The sequence below is a fragment of the Limnohabitans sp. Rim8 genome (assembly GCF_945869175.1).
Lineage (GTDB): Bacteria > Pseudomonadota > Gammaproteobacteria > Burkholderiales > Burkholderiaceae_C > Limnohabitans_A.
The window spans coordinates 1-19,918 of the sequence record NZ_CAMBNZ010000048.1; the positions used below are offsets into that span (position 1 = coordinate 1).

General features: G+C 57.7%; 19 protein-coding genes and 1 pseudogene. 5 read left to right on the forward strand and 15 right to left on the reverse strand.

What is annotated here, in order from left to right:
* From Q0O19_RS08625 to Q0O19_RS08660, 8 genes and pseudogenes are all read right to left on the reverse strand, one after another.
* Window positions 1-755, reverse strand: a pseudogene (locus tag Q0O19_RS08625) (hypothetical protein); the annotation flags it as partial.
* On the reverse strand, window positions 752-1,744 hold the full coding sequence (locus tag Q0O19_RS08630; RefSeq protein ID WP_366939058.1) for a TAXI family TRAP transporter solute-binding subunit: 993 nt from the start codon (window positions 1,742-1,744) through the stop codon (window positions 752-754). The pseudogene Q0O19_RS08625 and the gene Q0O19_RS08630, both read right to left, overlap by 4 nt.
* 41 nt (window positions 1,745-1,785) lie before the next feature.
* Window positions 1,786-3,111: a cation:dicarboxylase symporter family transporter gene (locus Q0O19_RS08635; RefSeq protein WP_295521980.1), complete on the reverse strand. Its 1,326-nt coding sequence runs from the start codon at window positions 3,109-3,111 to the stop codon at window positions 1,786-1,788.
* A 9-nt stretch (window positions 3,112-3,120) separates the two neighbouring features.
* Window positions 3,121-3,981, reverse strand: coding sequence for a transporter substrate-binding domain-containing protein (locus Q0O19_RS08640; protein WP_295521983.1), 861 nt, complete (start codon window positions 3,979-3,981; stop codon window positions 3,121-3,123).
* The gene (locus Q0O19_RS08645; RefSeq protein ID WP_295521986.1) at window positions 3,978-4,589 is read right to left on the reverse strand and encodes a formyltransferase family protein; all 612 of its coding nucleotides are present in this window, start codon (window positions 4,587-4,589) and stop codon (window positions 3,978-3,980) included. Before Q0O19_RS08645 ends, Q0O19_RS08640 begins: the two co-directional genes overlap by 4 nt.
* Before the next feature lie 583 nt (window positions 4,590-5,172).
* A complete protein-coding gene (locus Q0O19_RS08650) occupies window positions 5,173-6,498 on the reverse strand; it encodes a glutamate carboxypeptidase (protein WP_295521990.1) in 1,326 nt (441 codons plus the stop codon).
* A gap of 145 nt (window positions 6,499-6,643) precedes the next feature.
* On the reverse strand, window positions 6,644-7,045 hold the full coding sequence (locus Q0O19_RS08655; RefSeq protein WP_295521993.1) for an RNA-binding S4 domain-containing protein: 402 nt from the start codon (window positions 7,043-7,045) through the stop codon (window positions 6,644-6,646).
* Window positions 7,042-8,004 carry an SDR family oxidoreductase gene (locus Q0O19_RS08660; protein WP_295521996.1) on the reverse strand — a complete coding sequence of 321 codons (963 nt, stop codon included), beginning with the start codon at window positions 8,002-8,004 and terminating at the stop codon, window positions 7,042-7,044. The genes Q0O19_RS08655 and Q0O19_RS08660 overlap by 4 nt, the downstream gene beginning before the upstream one ends.
* 47 nt (window positions 8,005-8,051) lie before the next feature.
* Here Q0O19_RS08660 and Q0O19_RS08665 point away from each other — a divergent pair, with 47 nt between their 5' ends.
* Together Q0O19_RS08665 and Q0O19_RS08670 are read left to right on the forward strand one after the other, a co-directional pair.
* Window positions 8,052-9,092, forward strand: coding sequence for a CDP-6-deoxy-delta-3,4-glucoseen reductase (locus Q0O19_RS08665; RefSeq protein WP_295521999.1), 1,041 nt, complete (start codon window positions 8,052-8,054; stop codon window positions 9,090-9,092).
* A gap of 23 nt (window positions 9,093-9,115) precedes the next feature.
* Entirely contained in the window at window positions 9,116-10,081 is a 966-nt protein-coding gene (locus Q0O19_RS08670) for a tripartite tricarboxylate transporter substrate binding protein (protein ID WP_295522002.1), read from the forward strand.
* Here Q0O19_RS08670 and Q0O19_RS08675 read toward each other — a convergent pair whose 3' ends face one another.
* The 7 genes from Q0O19_RS08675 to Q0O19_RS08705 form a co-directional block, all read right to left on the reverse strand.
* Complete coding sequence (locus tag Q0O19_RS08675; RefSeq protein WP_295522004.1) at window positions 10,082-10,798, reverse strand: ABC transporter ATP-binding protein; 717 nt, start codon at window positions 10,796-10,798, stop codon at window positions 10,082-10,084.
* Between the two features lies 1 nt (window position 10,799).
* A complete protein-coding gene (locus tag Q0O19_RS08680; RefSeq protein ID WP_295522007.1) occupies window positions 10,800-11,600 on the reverse strand; it encodes an ABC transporter ATP-binding protein in 801 nt (266 codons plus the stop codon).
* Window positions 11,597-12,673, reverse strand: coding sequence for an ABC transporter ATP-binding protein (locus Q0O19_RS08685; RefSeq protein ID WP_295522010.1), 1,077 nt, complete (start codon window positions 12,671-12,673; stop codon window positions 11,597-11,599). Before Q0O19_RS08685 ends, Q0O19_RS08680 begins: the two co-directional genes overlap by 4 nt.
* A gap of 11 nt (window positions 12,674-12,684) precedes the next feature.
* Entirely contained in the window at window positions 12,685-13,614 is a 930-nt protein-coding gene (locus tag Q0O19_RS08690; protein WP_295522013.1) for a branched-chain amino acid ABC transporter permease, read from the reverse strand.
* A 186-nt stretch (window positions 13,615-13,800) separates the two neighbouring features.
* On the reverse strand, window positions 13,801-15,099 hold the full coding sequence (locus Q0O19_RS08695) for a replication-associated recombination protein A (RefSeq protein WP_295522015.1): 1,299 nt from the start codon (window positions 15,097-15,099) through the stop codon (window positions 13,801-13,803).
* 16 nt (window positions 15,100-15,115) lie between these two features.
* Entirely contained in the window at window positions 15,116-15,811 is a 696-nt protein-coding gene (gene lolA / locus Q0O19_RS08700) for an outer membrane lipoprotein chaperone LolA (protein WP_295522017.1), read from the reverse strand.
* Complete coding sequence (locus tag Q0O19_RS08705; protein WP_295522019.1) at window positions 15,808-18,210, reverse strand: DNA translocase FtsK; 2,403 nt, start codon at window positions 18,208-18,210, stop codon at window positions 15,808-15,810. Before Q0O19_RS08705 ends, lolA begins: the two co-directional genes overlap by 4 nt.
* Window positions 18,211-18,373: 163 nt before the next feature.
* On the opposite strand from Q0O19_RS08705, the gene trxB reads away from it, so the two are divergent.
* From trxB to rpmG, 3 genes are all read left to right on the forward strand, one after another.
* Window positions 18,374-19,333, forward strand: a complete 960-nt coding sequence (gene trxB, locus Q0O19_RS08710) for a thioredoxin-disulfide reductase (RefSeq protein ID WP_295522022.1) — start codon at window positions 18,374-18,376, stop codon at window positions 19,331-19,333.
* A gap of 179 nt (window positions 19,334-19,512) precedes the next feature.
* The gene (rpmB, locus tag Q0O19_RS08715) at window positions 19,513-19,746 is read left to right on the forward strand and encodes a 50S ribosomal protein L28 (protein ID WP_295522025.1); all 234 of its coding nucleotides are present in this window, start codon (window positions 19,513-19,515) and stop codon (window positions 19,744-19,746) included.
* Between the two features lie 26 nt (window positions 19,747-19,772).
* Window positions 19,773-19,918: 50S ribosomal protein L33 (rpmG, locus tag Q0O19_RS08720; protein WP_295522030.1), on the forward strand; the 146-nt coding region annotated here is incomplete at its 3' end.

A 19,918-nucleotide genomic window follows, 5' to 3' on the forward strand; every position in this document is an offset into this window, starting at 1 on the left:
ACGCGCAAGTCCAAGCGCTCAAGATCTTCTGCGCTGGGTCCACCTGCGCCATACCGCTCACGCATGGCCTGCGACTTTTGGAAGTCACCACAAGCGGCATACACAGTCACAGCAGAGCGCAAAAACTTGGGGGGGTGCACTGGTTGCAAGGTGCCGATCCGGTCGGCCATGTTGCAAGCAGTTGCGGCGTCACCGGCAAGATACGACGATGCCATCATGCGCTGAAGCGTATCGAGGTCATTGGGTCGACTCAAGAGAACCTCTGCAAAAGTCGCCTGCGCATTGCCGTATTTTCGCTGCTCAATATAAGCGAGGCCCAGGAATTCATGGGCGAGCCAATTGTTCGGGTCGAAACGAATCGCTTGTCGGTAGCCTTCAATCGCGGTGTTGGTTTTTTCAGTATCCCCTTGACGCGCCTGCAGGTGGTAAATCAAGCCGTTAAAAAAATGCAGCCATGGGTTACGCGGATCCAGTTGCAGCGCCTCATTGATGGCCCTGCTGGCCTGCGGAAGTTTCAAGTCGGCTGCGAGTTGCAGAGCCGAAGTCGCACGTTCCAGAGACTCCGAGCGGGCAACCTTTTTAAGGTCTGGCCGCAAGGAATTCAATACTTCCAAGACGGTGGGAGCTGCACTCAGCGGCATTTCCGCTGCGTTTGCGGGAGCCCGCATCAATGCGCAAACCGCAAGTAAGGCCACGCTGCATCCCACAGACCATTGTTTGGCTAAAGAACGAGGCGTTTTTTGTGATGCGGTCATGGCTGCACTTCCTGCAATGCGCGCTTAGCGCCTGGGTGTAGCGGCACCGCCAGCGAATTAACATCACTTTGGCGCATCTGCTTCATGCTGGAAAGATAAGGCTGTTTGAGCTGCATTTTTTTGTATTCAGAGTTGATCAATTTAGCGACCCGGTAGATGGCCTCTTCGTCAACCTCTGAGTTAGAAACCAACACGTTTCGCATACCCAGCGTCTTGACCTCTCCTTGCTGGGCGTCGTACATACCCGCTGCAATGTCCATGGGACGCAAATGCGGGCTGTTGGCCATCATCTTTTTCATGATGTCAGGCGGAATATCAAGGAACTCGCCCCCGCATTTGCGCAACCTGCGGTACAGATCGGAAGGATGTGCCAAGGCATTGAAAATGACGTCCACACGCCCTTCGCAAAATGCCCGCTCAAACTCGGTCGGTGGCAAAAAGGTCACGCCTGCAAAATCGCGCTCTGTCAAGTTCATGGCATTGAGGACGGCGGTGGCATTGGCGAAAATGCCCGAGCCCTTGTTGCCCTTGTTCACGATGCCCTTGGTTATCTGGGAAAGCTCAGTGATTCCAGAGGCTTTACGCACCATGATGCCTATGGGTGAGTTGTGAAAGAGGGCCACGCTGCGCAACAAGTTGCCGCCCTTGGCATTGCTGTTGACGGCCGCTTCGGCAACCAAATCTTCTTGACCAAAACCCAGCTGAAGTGATCCGTTGGCGACGGCGTAAATATTGAACACAGAACCTGCCGACGGAAATTGTACGCAACGCACCAAAGTGCTGGAGCGCACCCTGTTCATGGTCTCGCAAAGGGTATCGCCTATCGGCCCGAATGACCCGCCGCTGGGCCCGGTGCCAATTTGCATCAACTTGTCGTGAAAGTCGTCGTTACCACTCCGCTGCGAGAAAGCGAGAGGGCTCATGGCGGCCAGGGTCAGTGCCAATCCAAATGCCCTCAACCGGGAGCGCCATATGTGAGTCATCGGCATAAATGTCCTTAGGCTCGCCAAAGAGGGCCATTTTCAAGTTGTCACGCTCGGGGAACCCCAAGCGGTTGAAGGTCCGACTCTGCGGACAGACTGGGTTTATCACAGACCATGGAGACCGCGGCGCAGCAACTGATCACCGTTACGGCAGTACGAAGCATGGCGCAGATGGGGTCCACTGCGACAAACAAAATGAAGGCCGCTTCAAACGGCAGTCCCAAGTAGGAGCAGGCTGTACCAATAAGAGAAATGGTCAATATGCCGGCCATTCCGGCTGAGGCAAATCCCGACAAGGCTGAAACCAAAACCACCAGACCGACTTCCATGGCTGTCAGGTGACGGTCGTAGAGTTCCGCCACGAATAGCGTGCCACAAACAAAATACGCGACCGCCCCGACCCTTAACAAGGACACGCCCAGCGGCACCAGCAATTCCACACGGGCTCGATCAAAACGAAGTCGATCGACCAGACCGTCCACCATGGCCGGCATACAGTTGGCGCTGCTGTTGGTGGCCACTCCCAGGGTGAGGGTCTCGCGCATGGAGTCAAAAACCTCGGCAAACGGGCGTCCACTGCGCCACCTGAGGACCAGCACAGACATACCCAGCAAAGCCAAACTGATGACTGAAAACGCCACCACAAACTCCATCATGATGACCAAAGGATCGAAGCCAGTGTTGCCAATTTGGCTGGCTGTCATGCAAATCAACACCAGTGGGACCGGAATATTGACCCACCGTGTCAGCAATTGACAGGCTTGGTAAACCGTTTCCAGCGTCTGCCCCATGCTGTCAGAAACGCCCCCACGCAAATGGCCCACAGCAAATCCAAACAAAAGAGAAAAAACCAAGGCTTTGAGTGTTTCACCCTTGGCCAGTGAGTCAAATATATTGGTCGGTATGAGCGATTCAACGAATTTGGTCACTGTATTGACAGCAGCTTGCTCTTCAACGCTGCGCAAAGCCATCGCAATGTCGCCGTTTTCGCCGCTCTCGCCGATGATCTTACCCATGGCTGCCTTGTTGGCAATCGTCATTTGGCCGCCAGGCTCAATGAACGATGTGCCCACCCCAGAAACCAGTGCGCCCGCGACGGAGAAAACCACAAAAATCATGGTGATCTTGCCCAATATTTTGCCGGCACCGCCATCCTTGAGCAGCCTTTGGATGCTAAAAATCACGGCCGACACCATGAATGGCAACACGATCATCGCAAGCAGGTCCAAGTAAACCAGCCCCACGAACGCCAGGTTTTTAGAGAATGCTGGGGCAGCCCAGCCCAGCAGCCCGCCCAACACGACACAGGCCAACACCGTCAATGGACTGGTGGAGAAGCGGTGTAATTTGGCTCGAAAGGATAAATTTTGCATGCCAAGATCTTATTGGAGTTGTTTCAACAGCGCATTCAAAGTGACTGGCTCAATTTGACGTGCCACGATTTCATTGACGAAAGACAAGAGCATGCTGTCGCGTGGCCCCACCATCATGCAAAGCACCGAGTTGAGGTCAGTAAAAGAAACCGTGCGCAAGGTCAAAGCCAGGCTGGGGTCCGAGAGCATGACCATTCGGACTTCAATGGCGTCCCGATAGGCGGCCACTACCTCACCGCGTTTGACCGCTTCCACAGCCTGATTCCAGGTGGCAAACGGAACCACTTTGGCGCGCGAAAAGTTGCGCCTGGCAAACTCTTCCCAGGCTGAACCGGCCAACACGCCAATGGTTCCCTTGAAATTACGCACCACCTGCACTGCCGACTGATCGTTGGTCAACTTGGCAAAGGCAACACGGTTCACCAACAAGGAATGGTCTAAGAGCAAATAAGGCGTTGAAAACTGCACGGACTGCGCCCGTTTGAGGGTGCGCGCGAGTTTGCTGACACCCAGATCAGCACGCCCTTCAGCCACCAGCTGCACCACTTCGTCATAGGTTTTTGCGCTGCGGTCAAATCGGACAGGCACCTTCAACTCCGCAGCCACCTGCCTGACCAGCGAAATGTCTACACCAGAGATGACCCCATCCTTGACCATGACAAACGGCGGTGTGTCCTTGTCCAGCAGCGCAACGACCAGTTCTCCTCGGTTCAGAATGCGCGCGATGTCAGGTGCAACCATGCGGCCATCGGGCACCCGAACCAGATGCGATACAGGCTCGGTCGTGCTGCCTTTGGCATAAGAAACGCCGCACCACAGCGGCAAAAGGACGCAAAACGCCTTGAACAACGCGAAAATCCAATGCTTCATGGGGCGACTCCTGTCAACCGAGCCAGCTCGGAAACTGCAAAACGGGCGAAAGTAGGGGAACTGATTTTGTGCATGTCAACCACCGTAGCGCTTGGTGGAATGGCAACGCGCGAAGACATCGCCACCAGTTCACCCGTGTCAAAACCATCATCTACCCTGTGCAAAGCCGCCTTGGTGTGGTTGTGGCCATCGTCCATCAGGGCTTGGAAAGGATTGGGGCCAGCGTACTTGGAGGGCCAACCGTCTTCAATGCAGGGGTGGATATTGAAAAAGCCCAGGCGGGGGAAATTGAACAGCCGAGAGTCAATGCGCTGGCCAAAAGTGGCCGAAATGCAAATATCCGGCACCCATTGTTGTTCATACATGTTGTAGAAGAAATCACTCTTCACGCGGCCCTTGTAAAAAGGCAGCCCAAGCTCGTTCGATCGGCGCTCGACCAACAACTCTTCCTCCGGCAGATGCGGGTATTGCCAAACCCTGACCTGACCGCTGACGAAGGACTCGCTGACGTCATCGCTCGCCACACCCACAACATTGAAGTGGTCCTTCAGCGGACCATGCAGCAGCTCGTCCAAAACGTAATAGCCACGGTAAAAGCTTCCAAACACGGCAATGTTTAATCTTTGAATTTCCATATCGATTTTTTTAACTTCTAAAACCCACTAAAGTTAAGCCTTAGATTTTGTGTTAAACAATTTCACAACTTTCGAATACGGACCAAAAGGCCAAATACTTCTGAGGGCATAATTTAACCGAAATAAATGCAGAAAAACTGAACCCCTAAAGTTTTTTAGACATTTAAAGTTCAGCTTAAAAAATATATACTTTTATATTTATTTAAAAATTAGAAAGCATATTTTCCGATGACATGCAAATACCAGGACGGGTAATGATTTTCTCAGAGATTTTCACAACTGCTTCTTGCCAACCCAAAGGAAGAGCCCATGAGAGACCGCCGTTGTAACTGTCCACTGTCGAAAAAGGCTCCCCCTTGCAGGTCTCTTGGAGCGTCCGTCCCCGTGTGATAAAAGTCCATGCCCAATCTGTGGGTGAATGGTGCAAGGACAACAACTTCAAAGAAGACCACGCACACGGTGTGCGTAACCTGGTGGTTGATAAGAAGCTGCTCTCCAACATTCGGTAGTTTTCACAGACAAACCCCTGAAACCCGCATAAACACTTGCGTGCTTTTCACCATTTGACTTTGCCGCTGCCGATATCCATCACCATGCGGGTGGACAAATACAGCCGCGGTGCAATCGAGTCAATGAAGATGTACTCGTCGTCGTTCGAGTGGGCGCCAAAGCCCCGCAGTCCAAAACTCTCCAGCACGCCGCCTTTGGGGCGCAGGCCAGCAAACGCGGCATCCGTGCCCCCGCCGGTGGCACGCTCCTGAACCAGCAGGTTTTGGCCAATTTCCTGAAAAATACCCAAGGCATGCTGCGCCATGACCCGTGAGGCTTGTGTGGCTTCAAAGGCCGGGCGGCTTCTGTAAAAACTCAAGTCGATCTGCGTGTCCGGGATCAACTTGTCCTTGATGGCTTCTTTCAGACTGGACTCCATCAAGTCCAGGTCCTTGTTGGACAACGATCGCACATCGGCAATGGCGCTGGCGGAAGCTGGAATCACATTGCGGACATCGCCACCACGGGCGACCGTCCAGTTGATCATCAGCCCCTTGGCTGGGTCGCCAAAATTGCGGGTCTTGAGCATCTGGTGTGCCAATTCGTAGACCGCATTGCGCCCGGCTGCGGGGTTGGCGCCGGCATGAGAGGCTTTGCCTGTGACTTTCATTTCCACAATGGCAATGCTGCTGGTGGCCAGGCGAACCATGTCCCTGTCGACGCCACCGCCTTCAAAGGACATCACCGCGTCGTACTCCTCGCCCAAGCGAATCAGCAAGGCGCTGGAGCCGGGCGAGCCGATTTCTTCGTCGCCGTTGATGGCCACGGCGAGCTCGGCGTAATCGTCAAAACCCAAATCCTGCAACATCTGTACCGTCTGCAAAATCAAGGCCACGCCCCCCTTGTCATCCGCGATGGCCAAACCATAAGCCCGGTTGCCATCGATGCGGAAGGGCTGCTTGGCCACCATGCCTTTCAGATACACCGTGTCCATGTGGGCGATCATCAGCACCTTCTTTTGGCCCTTGCCTTTTTTGGTCCCCATCACCACCGAACCCAACTTGGCCCCTTTGAGTTGTGGGTGAAAGTCCGGCGCCTGCGTGGGAATGGTTTTGACCTCCATGCCCAATTGCTGCAGGCGTTGTCCAATCAACTGGCTGATTTTTTCAAGGCCTTCCAGGTCCCGGCTGCCCGACTCGATGGAGACCAGACTGTTGAGGGTGTCCAGCAAGGCAGGTGCTTGCGACTGGGCCATGGATTGAACACGGGCCTTGACGGGGTCGCTGGGGGCCTGAGCCCAGGCGGGCGTCAGCGCCGCGGCGCAGCAGCTGGCGGCCAGCAGCCACTGTTTCACTTGGCGGTTTGAACTGCGAGCCCAATGCGAAAGCAACATGACAATTCCTCGGTGGTGGATCAATGGCTTCATTTGACGCCTTTGGATGCCGCCGGTCTGCATCATTTGCGACAGCGCAAGCACCAACGGTTTTGACCAGCCGGGGTGATGGCCAAGGCGCCAAGCGTGTGCTGCACCCGCGCCATCAGTCGATCCCCGCGCTCCAGCGGTCGTTCCAGTTGCGCTCGATTTGCCGACGGTCGCGCTTGGTGGGGCGACCTTGTTCGATGCTGAGCGCAGGCTCGCGGGCCAGACGGTGTTGCTCAGCTGCTTTTTGGCGGGCCGCTGTGCTTTCAGGCGTTTCTGTGTAGAGCAGCTGCGCGACAGGGGCCGGACCGCGCACCCCGCTCAAGCCTTGCACCACGACCGTGCGCTCCACAGCCCCTTGGCGCAAACACACTGTGTCGCCGGGCTTGACTTCTTTGCTGGGCTTGGCATCTTGCCCATTGACCTGCACACGGTTCTTGCCGATTTCATCGCTGGCCAGGCTGCGTGTTTTGAAAAAACGTGCCGCCCACAACCATTTGTCAATGCGCAAGGAATTCATCGGGCACCTGAAAACAATGCGCCTTGAGGGCTCAAGCCGTCGCGCACATGCGGGTAGTGCAAGCCAATTTTCAACTCGCGCTTCATGCGGGTGTTGTCCAAGCGCCGGGACTCGCTCATGAAACTCAGCAGCATCAGGGGCAGCGCGGTGTTGGCATCGCTGCGTGAAATACGGGGCGGCTTGGGCAGACCATAGAGGCCGGCGGCCAGATCAAAATAGTCGCCCATTTTCAAATCGCTGTCATCGGTCACGTTGACCACGCGCTGGGGCTTGCCGCGCCACAAGGCGGCAGCGCAGGCGCGGGCCAGGTCATTGGCATGGATGTGGTTGGTGTAGACGTCTTCCTTGGCCACCAGCACGGGGGTGCCTTTGATCAAGCGCTCACGGGGTGTGCCGCCTTCACGGTCAGGCGCGTAAATGCCGGGAATGCGCAACACACTCACACAGACACCGCTGCGCCCCAAGAACCGCATCAGGGCTTCGGCATCGACACGCCGCTGGGCACGGGGGGTGTGCGGCTTGACGGGGCGGGTTTCATCCACCCGCTGTCCCCCGCAGTCGCCATAAACACCCGTGGTCGAACCGTACACCAGCGCTTGGGGGGGCGAGCGCAAACGCAAAGCACGCACCAGGGCCAGGCTTCGCGGATCGCGTTCAGATTCCCCGCGCCGCTCGGTGGGCGGTGGGGCCAAATGGATCACCCGGTGCGCAATGCCGGCCAAGCGCTTCAAGCTGTCCGCATCGTCCAGATTGCCTTGTAAAGGGGTGATGCCGCAAGCGCGCAACAACAGCACGCGATCTGGCGATGAGGTCAAGGCCATCAAGCGCACGCGCTGGCTCTTGGGCGCACCCAATTGTGTTGCTGTGCGCAGACCCACGTCGCCACAGCCCACAATCAAAACACGCTGACGCCGGAAACGGGCGGGCAAAGCGCCCAAGGGGGTTTGGTTTGAAGGCAAAATCAGGGGTTCCGGGTCACATTCATACCCGCTAGGATACCCAAAAGATGAGCTTTCAAATTTCTGTGCAGCCAAGTGGCCGCAGCTTCAACGCAGATGACCACGAAACCCTGCTGGCCGCAGGCATCCGCCAAGGCATTGGCCTGCCCTATGGCTGCAAAGACGGCGCTTGCGGTTCGTGCAAATGCAAGAAGATCTCAGGCACCGTGGTGCACGGTCCGCACCAGGCCAAAGCCCTGAGCGACGAGGAGGAAGCCCAAGGTTTGGTGTTGACCTGTTGCGCCACCGCCCAAAGTGATGTGGTGCTCGAATCCAAACAAGTGACAGCCGAAGGCGGCTTGCCCGTCAAGAAGATGCCAGTGCGCGTGGTCAGTCTGGAGAAAAAATCCCACGACGTGATCGTGTTGAAACTGCAACTGCCGGCCAACGACGTGATGAAGTTCCACGCGGGTCAGTACATCGAGTTTTTGTTGCGCGACGGTTCGCGCCGCAGCTACAGCATGGCCAATGCGCCGCACACGCTGGAAGTGGCCCCGCCCACGGTGGAGCTGCACATCCGCCACATGCCCGGCGGCAAGTTCACCGATCCGGTGTTCACCACCATGAAGGAAAAAGACATCCTGCGCGCCGAAGGCCCGTATGGCAGCTTTTATTTGCGTGAAGACAGCGACAAACCCATGGTGCTGTTGGCCTCGGGCACCGGCTTTGCCCCGATCAAGGCCCTGATCGAGCACATGCAGCACCGTGGCATCACCCGCCCCGCCACGCTCTACTGGGGCGGCCGCCGTCCGGCCGATTTGTACATGGCCGACTGGATCGAGGCCCGCTTGGCCGAGATGCCCAATCTGCGCTTCGTGCCCGTGATCTCGAACGCCGAGGCCGAAGACCACTGGACCGGTCGCACCGGCTTTGTGCACCAGGCGGTGTTGCAGGACTTTCCCGATTTGTCGGGTCACCAGGTCTATGCCTGCGGCGCCCCCATCGTGGTGGATTCGGCCAAGCACGACTATCTGGCCCAAGGCGGCCTGCCAGAGGAGGAGTTTTACGCCGACTCCTTCACTTCAGAGGCCGACAAAGCCAAGGCCTGATACCAACCGATCCAGGAGCCACCATGACCGCCATCACCCGCCGCAAATTCACTGCCGCATCACTGGCCCTCTCGGCGCCCGCATGGGCGCAGGGCAAAACCATCCGCATCATCGTGCCCTATGCCCCCGGTGGGCCGATCGATGTCACCGCGCGGGCCTTGGCCGAGCGGGTGAAAGACAGCCTGGGCACGGTGATCATTGAGAACCGGCCCGGTGCGGGCGGTAACCTGGGCGCTGACCTGGTGGCCAAAGCGACGCCCGATGGTTTGACCATCGGCATTGCCGCCACGGCCACGCACGCCATCAACCCCTGGCTGTTTGCCAAGATGCCGTATGACGCGAGCCGCGACTTTGCACCCATCACGCAAATGCTGCGCGTGCCCAATGTGCTGGTGATAAACGCCGAGACTGCACAGCGGCTCAAAATCAATACCCTGGCCGATTTGGTGGCGTATGCCAAAGCCAACCCCGCCAAACTGAACTTTGGCTCCGGTGGCAACGGCAGTGCAGGCCATCTTGCAGGCGAGATGTTCAAACGCGCCGCTGGCATTTTTGCGGTGCACATTCCTTACAACGGCGGCAATCCGGCGCAGCTGGCCTTGCTGTCGGGGCAAGTGGACTTCAACTTCGACAACCTGGCCACAGCGGCCGCCAACATCAAATCGGGCCGACTCAAAGCCCTGGCCGTGACCACTGGACAGCGCAGCAGCGCCCTGCCCGACATCCCGGCCATGAGCGAAACGCTCAAAGATTTTGAAATCGACACCTGGTGGGGTTTGGTGGCCCCTGCGGCCACCCCACGCGACGTGGTGGAGCGGCTGAATAAGGCCTTCGCCGCCGCACTGCAAACACCCGAAACCAAAACCCGTTTCGCGCAACTGCTGGCCGAACCCGTGGGCAACACGCCCGAACAATTTGGGGCCTTCATGAAGAAGGAGTTGACCCGCTACGAGAGCGTGGTCAAGGCCAGCGGTGCACGGGTCGACTGATCACTCGCCCAAATAGGCGGCACGCACCTTGGGGTCTTCCAGCATGTCTTTGCCGATGCCCGTCATGGTGATGAGGCCCGAGTCCATCACATAACCGCGATCGGCAATGGCCAAAGCGCGGCTGGCGTTTTGCTCCACCAGCAGCACTGTGACGCCTTGGGCGTACACATCGCGCACCACCTCAAAAATCTTGTCCACCATGATGGGCGACAAACCCATGGACGGCTCGTCCAACAACAAGACTTTGGGGCGGCTCATCAGGGCGCGGCCCATGGCCAGCATCTGTTGCTCGCCACCGGACATGGTGCCCGCCAGCTGGTCTTTGCGCTCTCGCAGGCGCGGGAAGATGGTGAACATCTTTTCAATGTCATCCGCAATCCCAGAGGCATCCGAGCGGATGTAGGCGCCCATTTGCAGGTTTTCGGTGATGGTCATGCGGGTGAACACGCCACGGCCTTCCGGCACCATGGCCAGGCCTTGCTTGACCAAGTCCCAGGGGCCTTGGCCCTGGATGCTCTTGCCCAAGTACTCGATGTCGCCCGCCTGCAAGGGCAAGGTGCCGGTGATAGCTTTCATGGTGGTGGTTTTACCCGCCCCATTGGAGCCAATCAAAGACACCAACTCGCCCTCGCGCACTTCAAGGCTCACGCCCTTGACCGCCTGAATGCCGCCATAGCCGACTTGCAGGTCTTTGACTTTCAAAAGAACATTGGCCATCTCAGTGCCCTCCCGTGCCCAGATAGGCTTCAATCACTTTTTCATTCTTCTGGACATCGGCAGGTGTGCCTTCGGCAATTTGCCGGCCATAGTCCAACACCGTGACGCGGTCACACAGGCCCATGACCAGCTTCACATCGTGCTCAATCAGCAAGATGGTGCGGTTGTCTTTGCGGATTTGGTCAATCAACTCGCGCAGCTGGATTTTTTCGGTGGCATTCATGCCGGCAGCAGGCTCGTCCAAAGCGATCAATTGCGGGTCGGTCGCCAAAGCACGGGCAATTTCCAGACGGCGCTGGTCACCATAAGACAGCGTGCGGGCCTTGAAATCGGCGTATTTGCCGATGCCCACGTAGTCGAGCAACTCTTGAGCACGCTGTGCAATCTGGATTTCTTCGGCCTTGAAGCTGGGGGTGCGGAAAATCGCACCCAGCAAACCCGAATGGGTGCGCACATGGCGACCCACCATCACGTTTTCAAGGGCGGTCATTTCGGCGAACAAACGGATGTTCTGGAAGGTACGGGCAATGCCGGCCTTGGCCACTTCGTGCACCGCCGTCGGTTGGTAGGGCTTGCCTGCCAACTCAAAGTTGCCGCTGTCGGGCGTGTAAAGCCCCGTGATCACGTTGAAAAAAGTGGTCTTGCCTGCGCCGTTGGGACCGATCAGGCCATAGACCTGACCACGCTGGATGGTGATGCCCACATCAGAAAGGGCCTGCAGACCGCCAAATCGCTTGGAAATGCCCGAGACGTGGAGGACGGTGTCTTGGTTGGCTGTGGGGTTCATGTTCTGCTCCTTCATTTCGTCTTGAGCGATTGGCCATGCTCAGGCGAAGGCCACAGCCCGCGAGGGCGCATCAACATGATCACGATCATGGCCAAAGCCACGAGCAATTGGCGCATGATGGAGGCGTCCAAGCGACCGCCAGTCATCTCTTGCAAAGGGCCTGCGACATAGCGCAACACCTCGGGCAAAGCCGACAACAAAATGGCTCCCAATATCACGCCAGGCAAATAGCCCAAGCCACCCAGAACCACCATGGCCACGATCATCACCGACTCCATCAAGCTGAAGGATTCAGGGGAGATGAAGCCTTGGAAGCCAGCGAACATCGCACCCGAGACGCCACCAAAAGTGGCCCCCATGCCAAACGCCAGCAACTTCAGGTTGCGCGTGTTCAAACCCATGGCCTTGGCGGCGATTTCGTCTTCACGTATCGCCATCCAGGCGCGGCCAATGCGAGACACCTCCAGGCGGTGCGAGATCAAAATGGTCACCAGCACCAAGCTCAGGAACAGGTAGTAATAGAGCGAGACCGAAGCGATTTCGAAGTCACCGATCATCAACTTTTTGCCCAAATTCAAACCAAAAATCGAAATCGGATCGATCTGGTCCAAGCCCTTGGGGCCATTGGTGATGTTGACGGGGTGGTCCAGGTTGTTCATGAACACGCGGATGATTTCACCAAAGCCCAAGGTCACGATGGCCAGATAGTCCCCCCGCAACTTGAGCGTCGGCGCACCGAGCAACATGCCAAACAGGCCCGCCAATGCGGCCCCCACTGGCACGATGAGCCAAATCGGCATGTGCATGCCCGCTGGAAATGCGGCAGCGATCCACTCAAAAGTGTTGGTCAGGTGAGGCGATGACAAGAGGCCATACATGTAGGCTCCTACCGCGAAGAACGCCACATAACCGAGATCCAGCAAACCGGCGTAGCCCACCACAATGTTCAGGCCAATGGCCAACAAAATGTAGAGCAAGGCCATGTCGGCAATGCGGACCCAGGCATTGCCAAAGATCTGCAGAACCAAAGGCAAGGCCAACAGGGCCACGCCGATCAAAATGGTTTGAAGTGTTTTGTTGTTTTTCATGCTCACCTCCATCAAGCGCGATCGGCCACACGTTCACCCATCAGGCCCGAGGGGCGCAGGGTCAACACGATGATCAAGACAATGAACGCAAAAATATCGGTGTAGTGACTGCCCAGCACGCCGCCTGTCAGGTAGCCGATGTAGCCAGAACCGATGGCTTCGATCAAGCCGAGCAAAATGCCGCCAATCACGGCCCCGGACAAGTTACCGATGCCGCCAAACACCGCTGCGGTGAAGGCTTTGAGGCCCGGCAAGAACCCCATTGCGTGTTGCGCGGTGCCGTAGTTGGAGGCGTACATCACACCGGCAATGGCCGCCAAAATCGCGCCAATCACAAACGTGGCCGAAATCACCATGTCGGGTTTGACCCCCATCAATGCGGCCACACGCGGATTTTCAGAGGTGGCCCGCATGGCGCGTCCCAAGCGGGTGTAATTGACCAGCCACATCAAAACCGCCAGCGACACCGCTGTCACGCCCAAAATCATGATTTGCGTGGGCGTGATGACCACGCCGCCCATGTTGATGGGCGTACTCGACAGCAAAGTGGGGTAGGCCTTGTAATTGGGCTTCCAGATGATCATGGCCAAGGTCTGCAGCAAGATGCTCACACCAATGGCCGTGATCAGAGGCGCCAGCTTGGGGCTGTTGCGCAGCGGCCGGTACGCAATTTTTTCGATCGAAAAATTCAGCACCCCCGCAACCACGCACGCGATCAGGGTGGCCAGAATCAAAATGACCCATCCGGGTGCACCAGGCATGGCGTCTCGCATCATCCCGATGGCCGACCAGCTTGTCAGAGCGCCCACCATCAGCACCTCGCCGTGCGCAAAGTTGATCAGGTTGATGATGCCGTAGACCATGGTGTAGCCCAAGGCCACCAAGGCGTACATGCTGCCCATGACCAGGCCATTGATGACCTGCTGAAGGAAGACGTCCATATATTTCTCCGTGTTTTGACCCGCGCTTAACGGGTCTTCGCTTCGGTTGTTGTTCTCAAATCAGGCCCACCTTTTGGGCAAGCCCTGACCATTAGCAAAAACCCCGCCAGAAGGTGAAGACACCGGGCGGGGTGGCGGGATTGTAGTGAAAGAAAGTATCCCCTTGGTATTCAATCCCGTCGGGAATTACCCTGTGGCGGCATTTTTCCTGCGCAGCTCCTCCAGTTTGTCCGCAATTTTGATTTCAAGTCCTCGGCGAACCGGTCTGTAAAAACCTGGATCGGGCATGCCATCCGGCAAATACCGCTCACCAGCCGCAAAGCCATCTTCTTCGTCGTGGGCGTAGCGGTAGCCCTTGCCATAGTCCAAATTTTTCATCAATGCGGTGGGCGCATTGCGCAAGTGCATGGGCACGGGCCGGGTGCCGTCTTTTTTGACCCAGGCCTTGGCCTCCTTGAACGCCTTGTAAGCGGCATTCGATTTGGGGGCCATGGCCAAATAAATCACGCACTGCGCCAGCGTCAACTCGCCTTCTGGACTGCCCAAGCGTTCATACACATCGGCGGCATCGAGCGCCATGCGCAGCGCACGCGGGTCGGCCAAGCCAATGTCTTCGCTGGCCATGCGGATGAGACGACGCGCCATGTAGCGCGGGTCCGCACCGCCGTCGAGCATGCGCACGAACCAATACAGCGCCGCATCGGGGTCGGAGCCACGCACCGATTTGTGCAAGGCACTGATGGTGTCATAGAACTGCTCACCGCCTTTGTCATAGCGGCGCATGCGTTCGCCCAACACCCGCATCAGCCAGGTGTCGGTCACCGGGTCAATGGCCTCTTGTTTGGCCGCCATGGCCAGGGTCTCCAGCGTGTTGAGCAAGCGCCGCGCATCGCCATCGGCATAGGCGAGCAAACGGGTCATGGCCTCAGGTTCGATGGCAGGTATGGCTTGGATGCCTTGCGCACGTTCCACGATGAGTTGCAGATCGTCCTGCGCCAAAGGCTGCAAGACATAGACCGCTGCCCGCGAGAGCAAGGCCGAGTTGACCTCGAAAGACGGGTTTTCGGTGGTCGCACCGATGAAGGTCAACAAGCCACTTTCCACATGCGGCAAAAACGCGTCTTGTTGGCTTTTGTTGAAGCGGTGCACCTCGTCCACAAACATGATGGTGCGCTGCGCCTGCAAGCCCGAGCGGGCGGCCTCGGCTTTTTCAACGGCCTCGCGAATGTCTTTGATGCCCCCCAGCACCGCGCTGATGCTCAAAAATTGCGCATCAAATGCATCGGCCATCAATCGGGCAATGGTGGTTTTACCCACGCCCGGTGGGCCCCAAAAAATGCAGCTGTGCGGCTGACCCGACTCAAACGCGAGGCGAAGCGCCATGCCCTCGCCCAACAAGTGCTGCTGCCCCATCACCTCCCCCAAATGGCGCGGGCGCAAGCGCTCGGCCAGCGGCACATGCATGGGCAATGGAGCGGCGTTCATGCGCGACCCTCTTGCCTCAAGGCTTGATCACATCGGCACCTGCGGGTGCCTTGAACACAAAAATACTGGCAGACAAGGCCGGGTTGAGCTCAAAAGCAGAAAATGTGAGCACCGAGCGCTGGCCCAGGCTGTCTTGCACATCCAGCACCGCCAACTCGGGCCCCGTGCTGACAGCGCGCAAGCCCACCATCACCGAACGGATGGGCCCATCCAGCGCCAGTGGCGAGGCACGCACCCATTGCAGCCCGTCTTGGTCAGGCTCTGGCGTGAATTGGAAGTCGGTTTTGAGGGCCTGCAAATCAGCCGCCGACGTCAGCAATGCCACTGGGGTTGAGCCCAAGACCTGAGCCTGTTTGCGGGCCGTGACCTGGTTCAAGTCCACATCGTGCAGCCACAGCGTCTGCCCATCGGCCACCATGGTTTGCACAAAGGGCTTGCGGTAATCAAAACGAAACTTGCCGGGGCGCTGGAACTCGAAACTCCCGCTTGATGTTCTGGCCCGGGAAATTTGCCCTGCGCGGCTGGGTGAGGTGACCACCTGGGTGAACTGGGCACGACCACTGCGGGCTTGCTTCATGAACTGGGCCAACAGGTCAACACTGTCGGCAAAAGCGAGGGTGCCCCAGGTCAAAGACGCACCGACCCCACAAGACTTGAACAGCCAAACCAAGGCAGTGCGTCGCGTGCACAAACGGTTGTTCATGGCGCTCACTCTGCCCGTGCGGGCACCAAAATTTCGCGCTGGCCGCTGCCGCTCATGCTGCTGACCAAACCCGCTTTTTCCATGTCTTCAACCAAGCGGGCAGCGCGGTTGTAGCCAATTTTGAGGTGACGCTGCACCAGCGAGATGCTGGCTTTGCGGTTCTTCAAGACCACCTCGACGGCCTGGTCGTACATCGGGTCTTTTTCAGCGTTCTCGCCCTCCCCGAGCATGCCGCCGTCATCTTCCACCGTGCCGCCTTCGAGCACGCCTTCGATGTAATCGGGCTCGCCTTGGCTCCTCAGGTAGCTCACCACACGGTGCACTTCTTCATCGCTCACAAACGCGCCATGCACCCGAATGGGGAAACCTGTGCCCGATGGCATGTAAAGCATGTCGCCCATGCCCAGCAGGGCCTCGGCGCCCATCTGGTCAAGAATGGTGCGGCTGTCGATTTTGCTCGACACCTGAAAGGCAATGCGCGTCGGGATGTTGGCCTTGATCAGACCGGTGATCACGTCCACGCTGGGGCGTTGGGTGGCCAAGATCAAATGGATGCCTGCCGCACGGGCTTTCTGGGCCAGGCGTGCGATCAGCTCTTCGATCTTCTTGCCGACCACCATCATCAGGTCGGCCAACTCGTCAATCACCACCACAATGTGCGGCAAGCGCTTGAGCGGCTCGGGATCGTCCGGCGTCAGGCTGAAGGGGTTGTAGATGAACTCTTCTCGGGCGGTGGCTTCATCGATTTTGACGTTGTAGCCGGCCAAATTGCGCACGCCCATCTTGCTCATCAGCTTGTAGCGCTTTTCCATCTCAGCCACGCACCAATTCAAGCCGTGAGCCGCTTGGCGCATGTCGGTCACCACCGGAGCCAACAGGTGCGGGATGCCCTCATACACCGACATTTCCAGCATCTTGGGGTCGATCATCAGCAAGCGCACATCGCGCGCTTCGGCCTTGTAAAGCAGCGACAAGATCATCGCGTTGATACCGACCGATTTGCCCGAACCCGTGGTACCGGCCACGAGAACGTGGGGCATTTTCGCCAGATCGGCCACCACGGGGTTGCCAATGATGTCTTTGCCCAATCCCATGGTCAGCATGGACTTGGCTTCGTTGTAGACCTGCGAGCCCAGGATTTCACTGAGCTTGATGGATTGGCGCTTGGCGTTGGGCAACTCCAATGCCATGAAGTTCTTACCTGGGATGGTCTCGATCACGCGAATCGACACCAAGCTGAGGGAACGTGCCAGGTCTTTGGCCAGATTGACCACCTGCGAGCCTTTGACACCCGTGGCTGGCTCGATCTCGTAGCGGGTGATCACCGGGCCAGGGGCCGCGGCCACCACACGCACCTCGACACCAAAGTCCTTGAGCTTCTTCTCGATCAAGCGGCTGGTCATTTCCAGCGTTTCGGGCGAAACGGTCTCTTGGCGAATGGACAATCTGTCCAGCAAATCGACTTGGGGCAGTTTGCTGTCAGGAAGTTCGGTGAACAGTGGTTTTTGACGTTCTTTCACCACCCGTTCGCTGCGCGGCACCTCCATGACTGGGGGCTCAATTACCCTGGCCACAGGGGAGGCAACAGGCAAAGGCACCAGCTCAAGGTCTAGCTGCCCCTCTGGTGCGGGGCTCAGACTGCCCATGTCCCATTGCGGCTCAATGGGTTGCAGCGGCATCGCCTGTTCTCGCTCACGCAAGGCTTGCTGGCCCATGGCCAGGTCTTCTTGGATTTCGCGTTTGACATGGCGCGAACGGATCAATCCATCGATGCGCGAACCGACCGCCTCCGCCAAATGGCCCCAAGAAAAGCGAAAAACCAAAGCCACACCGACCACCACCAAGGCCAAACCCGCGAGTGCAGCACCGGTAAATCCCAACCAACGAACAGCGGCCGATCCGACCAAATAGCCCAAAACACCTCCACTGTGCCCAGGCAAGTGGGCTTCCAAACGGTACAAACGGGCCCATTCAATGCTGGTGCTGGCGGCTAAAAGCAACACCAAACCGAGCCAAAATGACCACCGACCGCCCGGCTCTTGCGAGGCAGAATGGGCAATGCCTTCGTTTCTGGCGCCCCGCATCCAACGCGCCAAGCCCACCAACCAAGCCCGACCTGCCGCCGCCAAGCACCACCAAGCGGAGAAACCCAAACTGAAATAAGCCAAGTCGGCCAACAAGGCACCTGCGCGACCAATCCAATTGCGCACCGCGTGTCCGTTGCCTGAGGTCGTCCAAGCCGGATCGGTGGGCTGGTAGCTGAGGAATGCCAAAAGGCACAACAAAAGCGCGGCGCCACCGACCAACAAGGCGATTTCTTGGGCAAAACGTGCCCAAAAAGTCTGCGGCGCTTGAAGCTCCTCGGTCCGATCCGTGGGATGGGTCAATGTGTGCAAAGAGTAGGTCATAAATTAAGGGTCAAGCTTACCCCATCAAGCCCGTGATTTGGGCGGTTTCACCCCATCACCAACCCTCTAAGATCGGTGCCATCGGGTGTTTCTTACAATTGTCCCATTCGGCGCCTTGCGCCGATCCTTTCTTTTCATCGATTGCACAACACGATTGCTCCTCATGTCAGCTATTTCCAAACACGCCAAAGTCCTGATCCTCGGCTCTGGGCCTGCGGGCTATACCGCCGCCGTTTATGCGGCTCGCGCCAACCTCAAACCCCTGTTGATCACGGGCATGGCCCAAGGCGGCCAACTCATGACCACCACCGAGGTGGACAACTGGCCCGCCGACGTGCACGGCGTACAAGGCCCCGACTTGATGCAGCGCTTTCAAGAACATGCTGAGCGGTTCAACACCGAAATCGTGTTTGACCACATTCACACTGTGAAGCTGGAGCAGCGCCCCTTCACCCTGATCGGCGACAGCGGCACCTACACCTGCGACAGCCTGATCATCGCCACCGGCGCTTCGGCCAAGTACCTGGGTCTGCCCTCTGAAACGGCTTTCATGGGCCGCGGAGTGAGTGGCTGCGCCACCTGCGACGGCTTTTTCTACCGTGAACAGCTGTGCTGCGTGGTCGGTGGCGGCAACACCGCCGTAGAAGAAGCGCTTTACCTCTCCAACATCGCCAGCAAGGTCTATTTGATCCATCGCCGCGACAAATTCAAGGCCGAGCCCATTCTGGTGGACAAACTCATGGACAAGGTCGCCGCAGGCAAGGTCGTGCTCAAAACATTCCAAACCCTCGAAGAGGTCCTGGGTGACGCGACAGGCGTCACTGGTGTACGCCTCAAAAGCACCAAAGACGGCAGTTTGGAAGACGTCGAGCTCAAAGGCTGTTTTATCGCCATAGGTCACGCGCCCAACACCGAGATCTTCCAAGGCCAATTGGAAATGGAAAATGCTTACATCGTGACCCAAAGCGGATTGAAGGGCTTTGCCACCCAGACGTCGGTGCCGGGCGTGTTCGCGGCCGGTGACGTGCAGGACCATGTTTACCGCCAGGCCATCACCAGCGCCGGCACAGGCTGCATGGCGGCGCTGGATGCCCAGCGCTTCTTGGAGCAAAACCAGGCTTGATTTCTGGTTATAATCCAAGGCTTTGCTGGTTCTGCCCCAACTTTTGATTGGGGATCACAGGCACAGCGATCTGGGATACCGCCACCCAACTTGGCGAGGTGAGGCTGGAACGCCAAGCCCTGTGCAGATTGCACAAGGCCCATCGGCACCGGCTGTTTTATAAGTATCGGAGTGTCCTCATGGCACGCGTTTGCGACGTAACGGGCAAAGGCCCAATGACGGGAAACAATGTTTCCCACGCCAACAACAAAACCACGCGCCGGTTCCTGCCGAACCTGCAATACCGTCGTTTCTGGGTTGAGACAGAAAACCGTTGGGTGCGCCTGCGCGTTTCCAGCGCTGCTCTGCGCCTGATCGATAAAAATGGCATCGACGCCGTTCTCGCAGACCTGCGCGAACGCGGCCAAGCCTAAACCCAAAACATTAGGAGTCATACACCATGGCAACCAAAGGCGGACGCGAAAAAATCAAGCTGGAATCCACAGCTGGCACTGGTCACTTCTACACGACCAGCAAAAACAAGAAAACCATGCCCGAGAAAATGTCGATCATGAAGTTCGACCCCAAAGCTCGCAAGCACGTTAC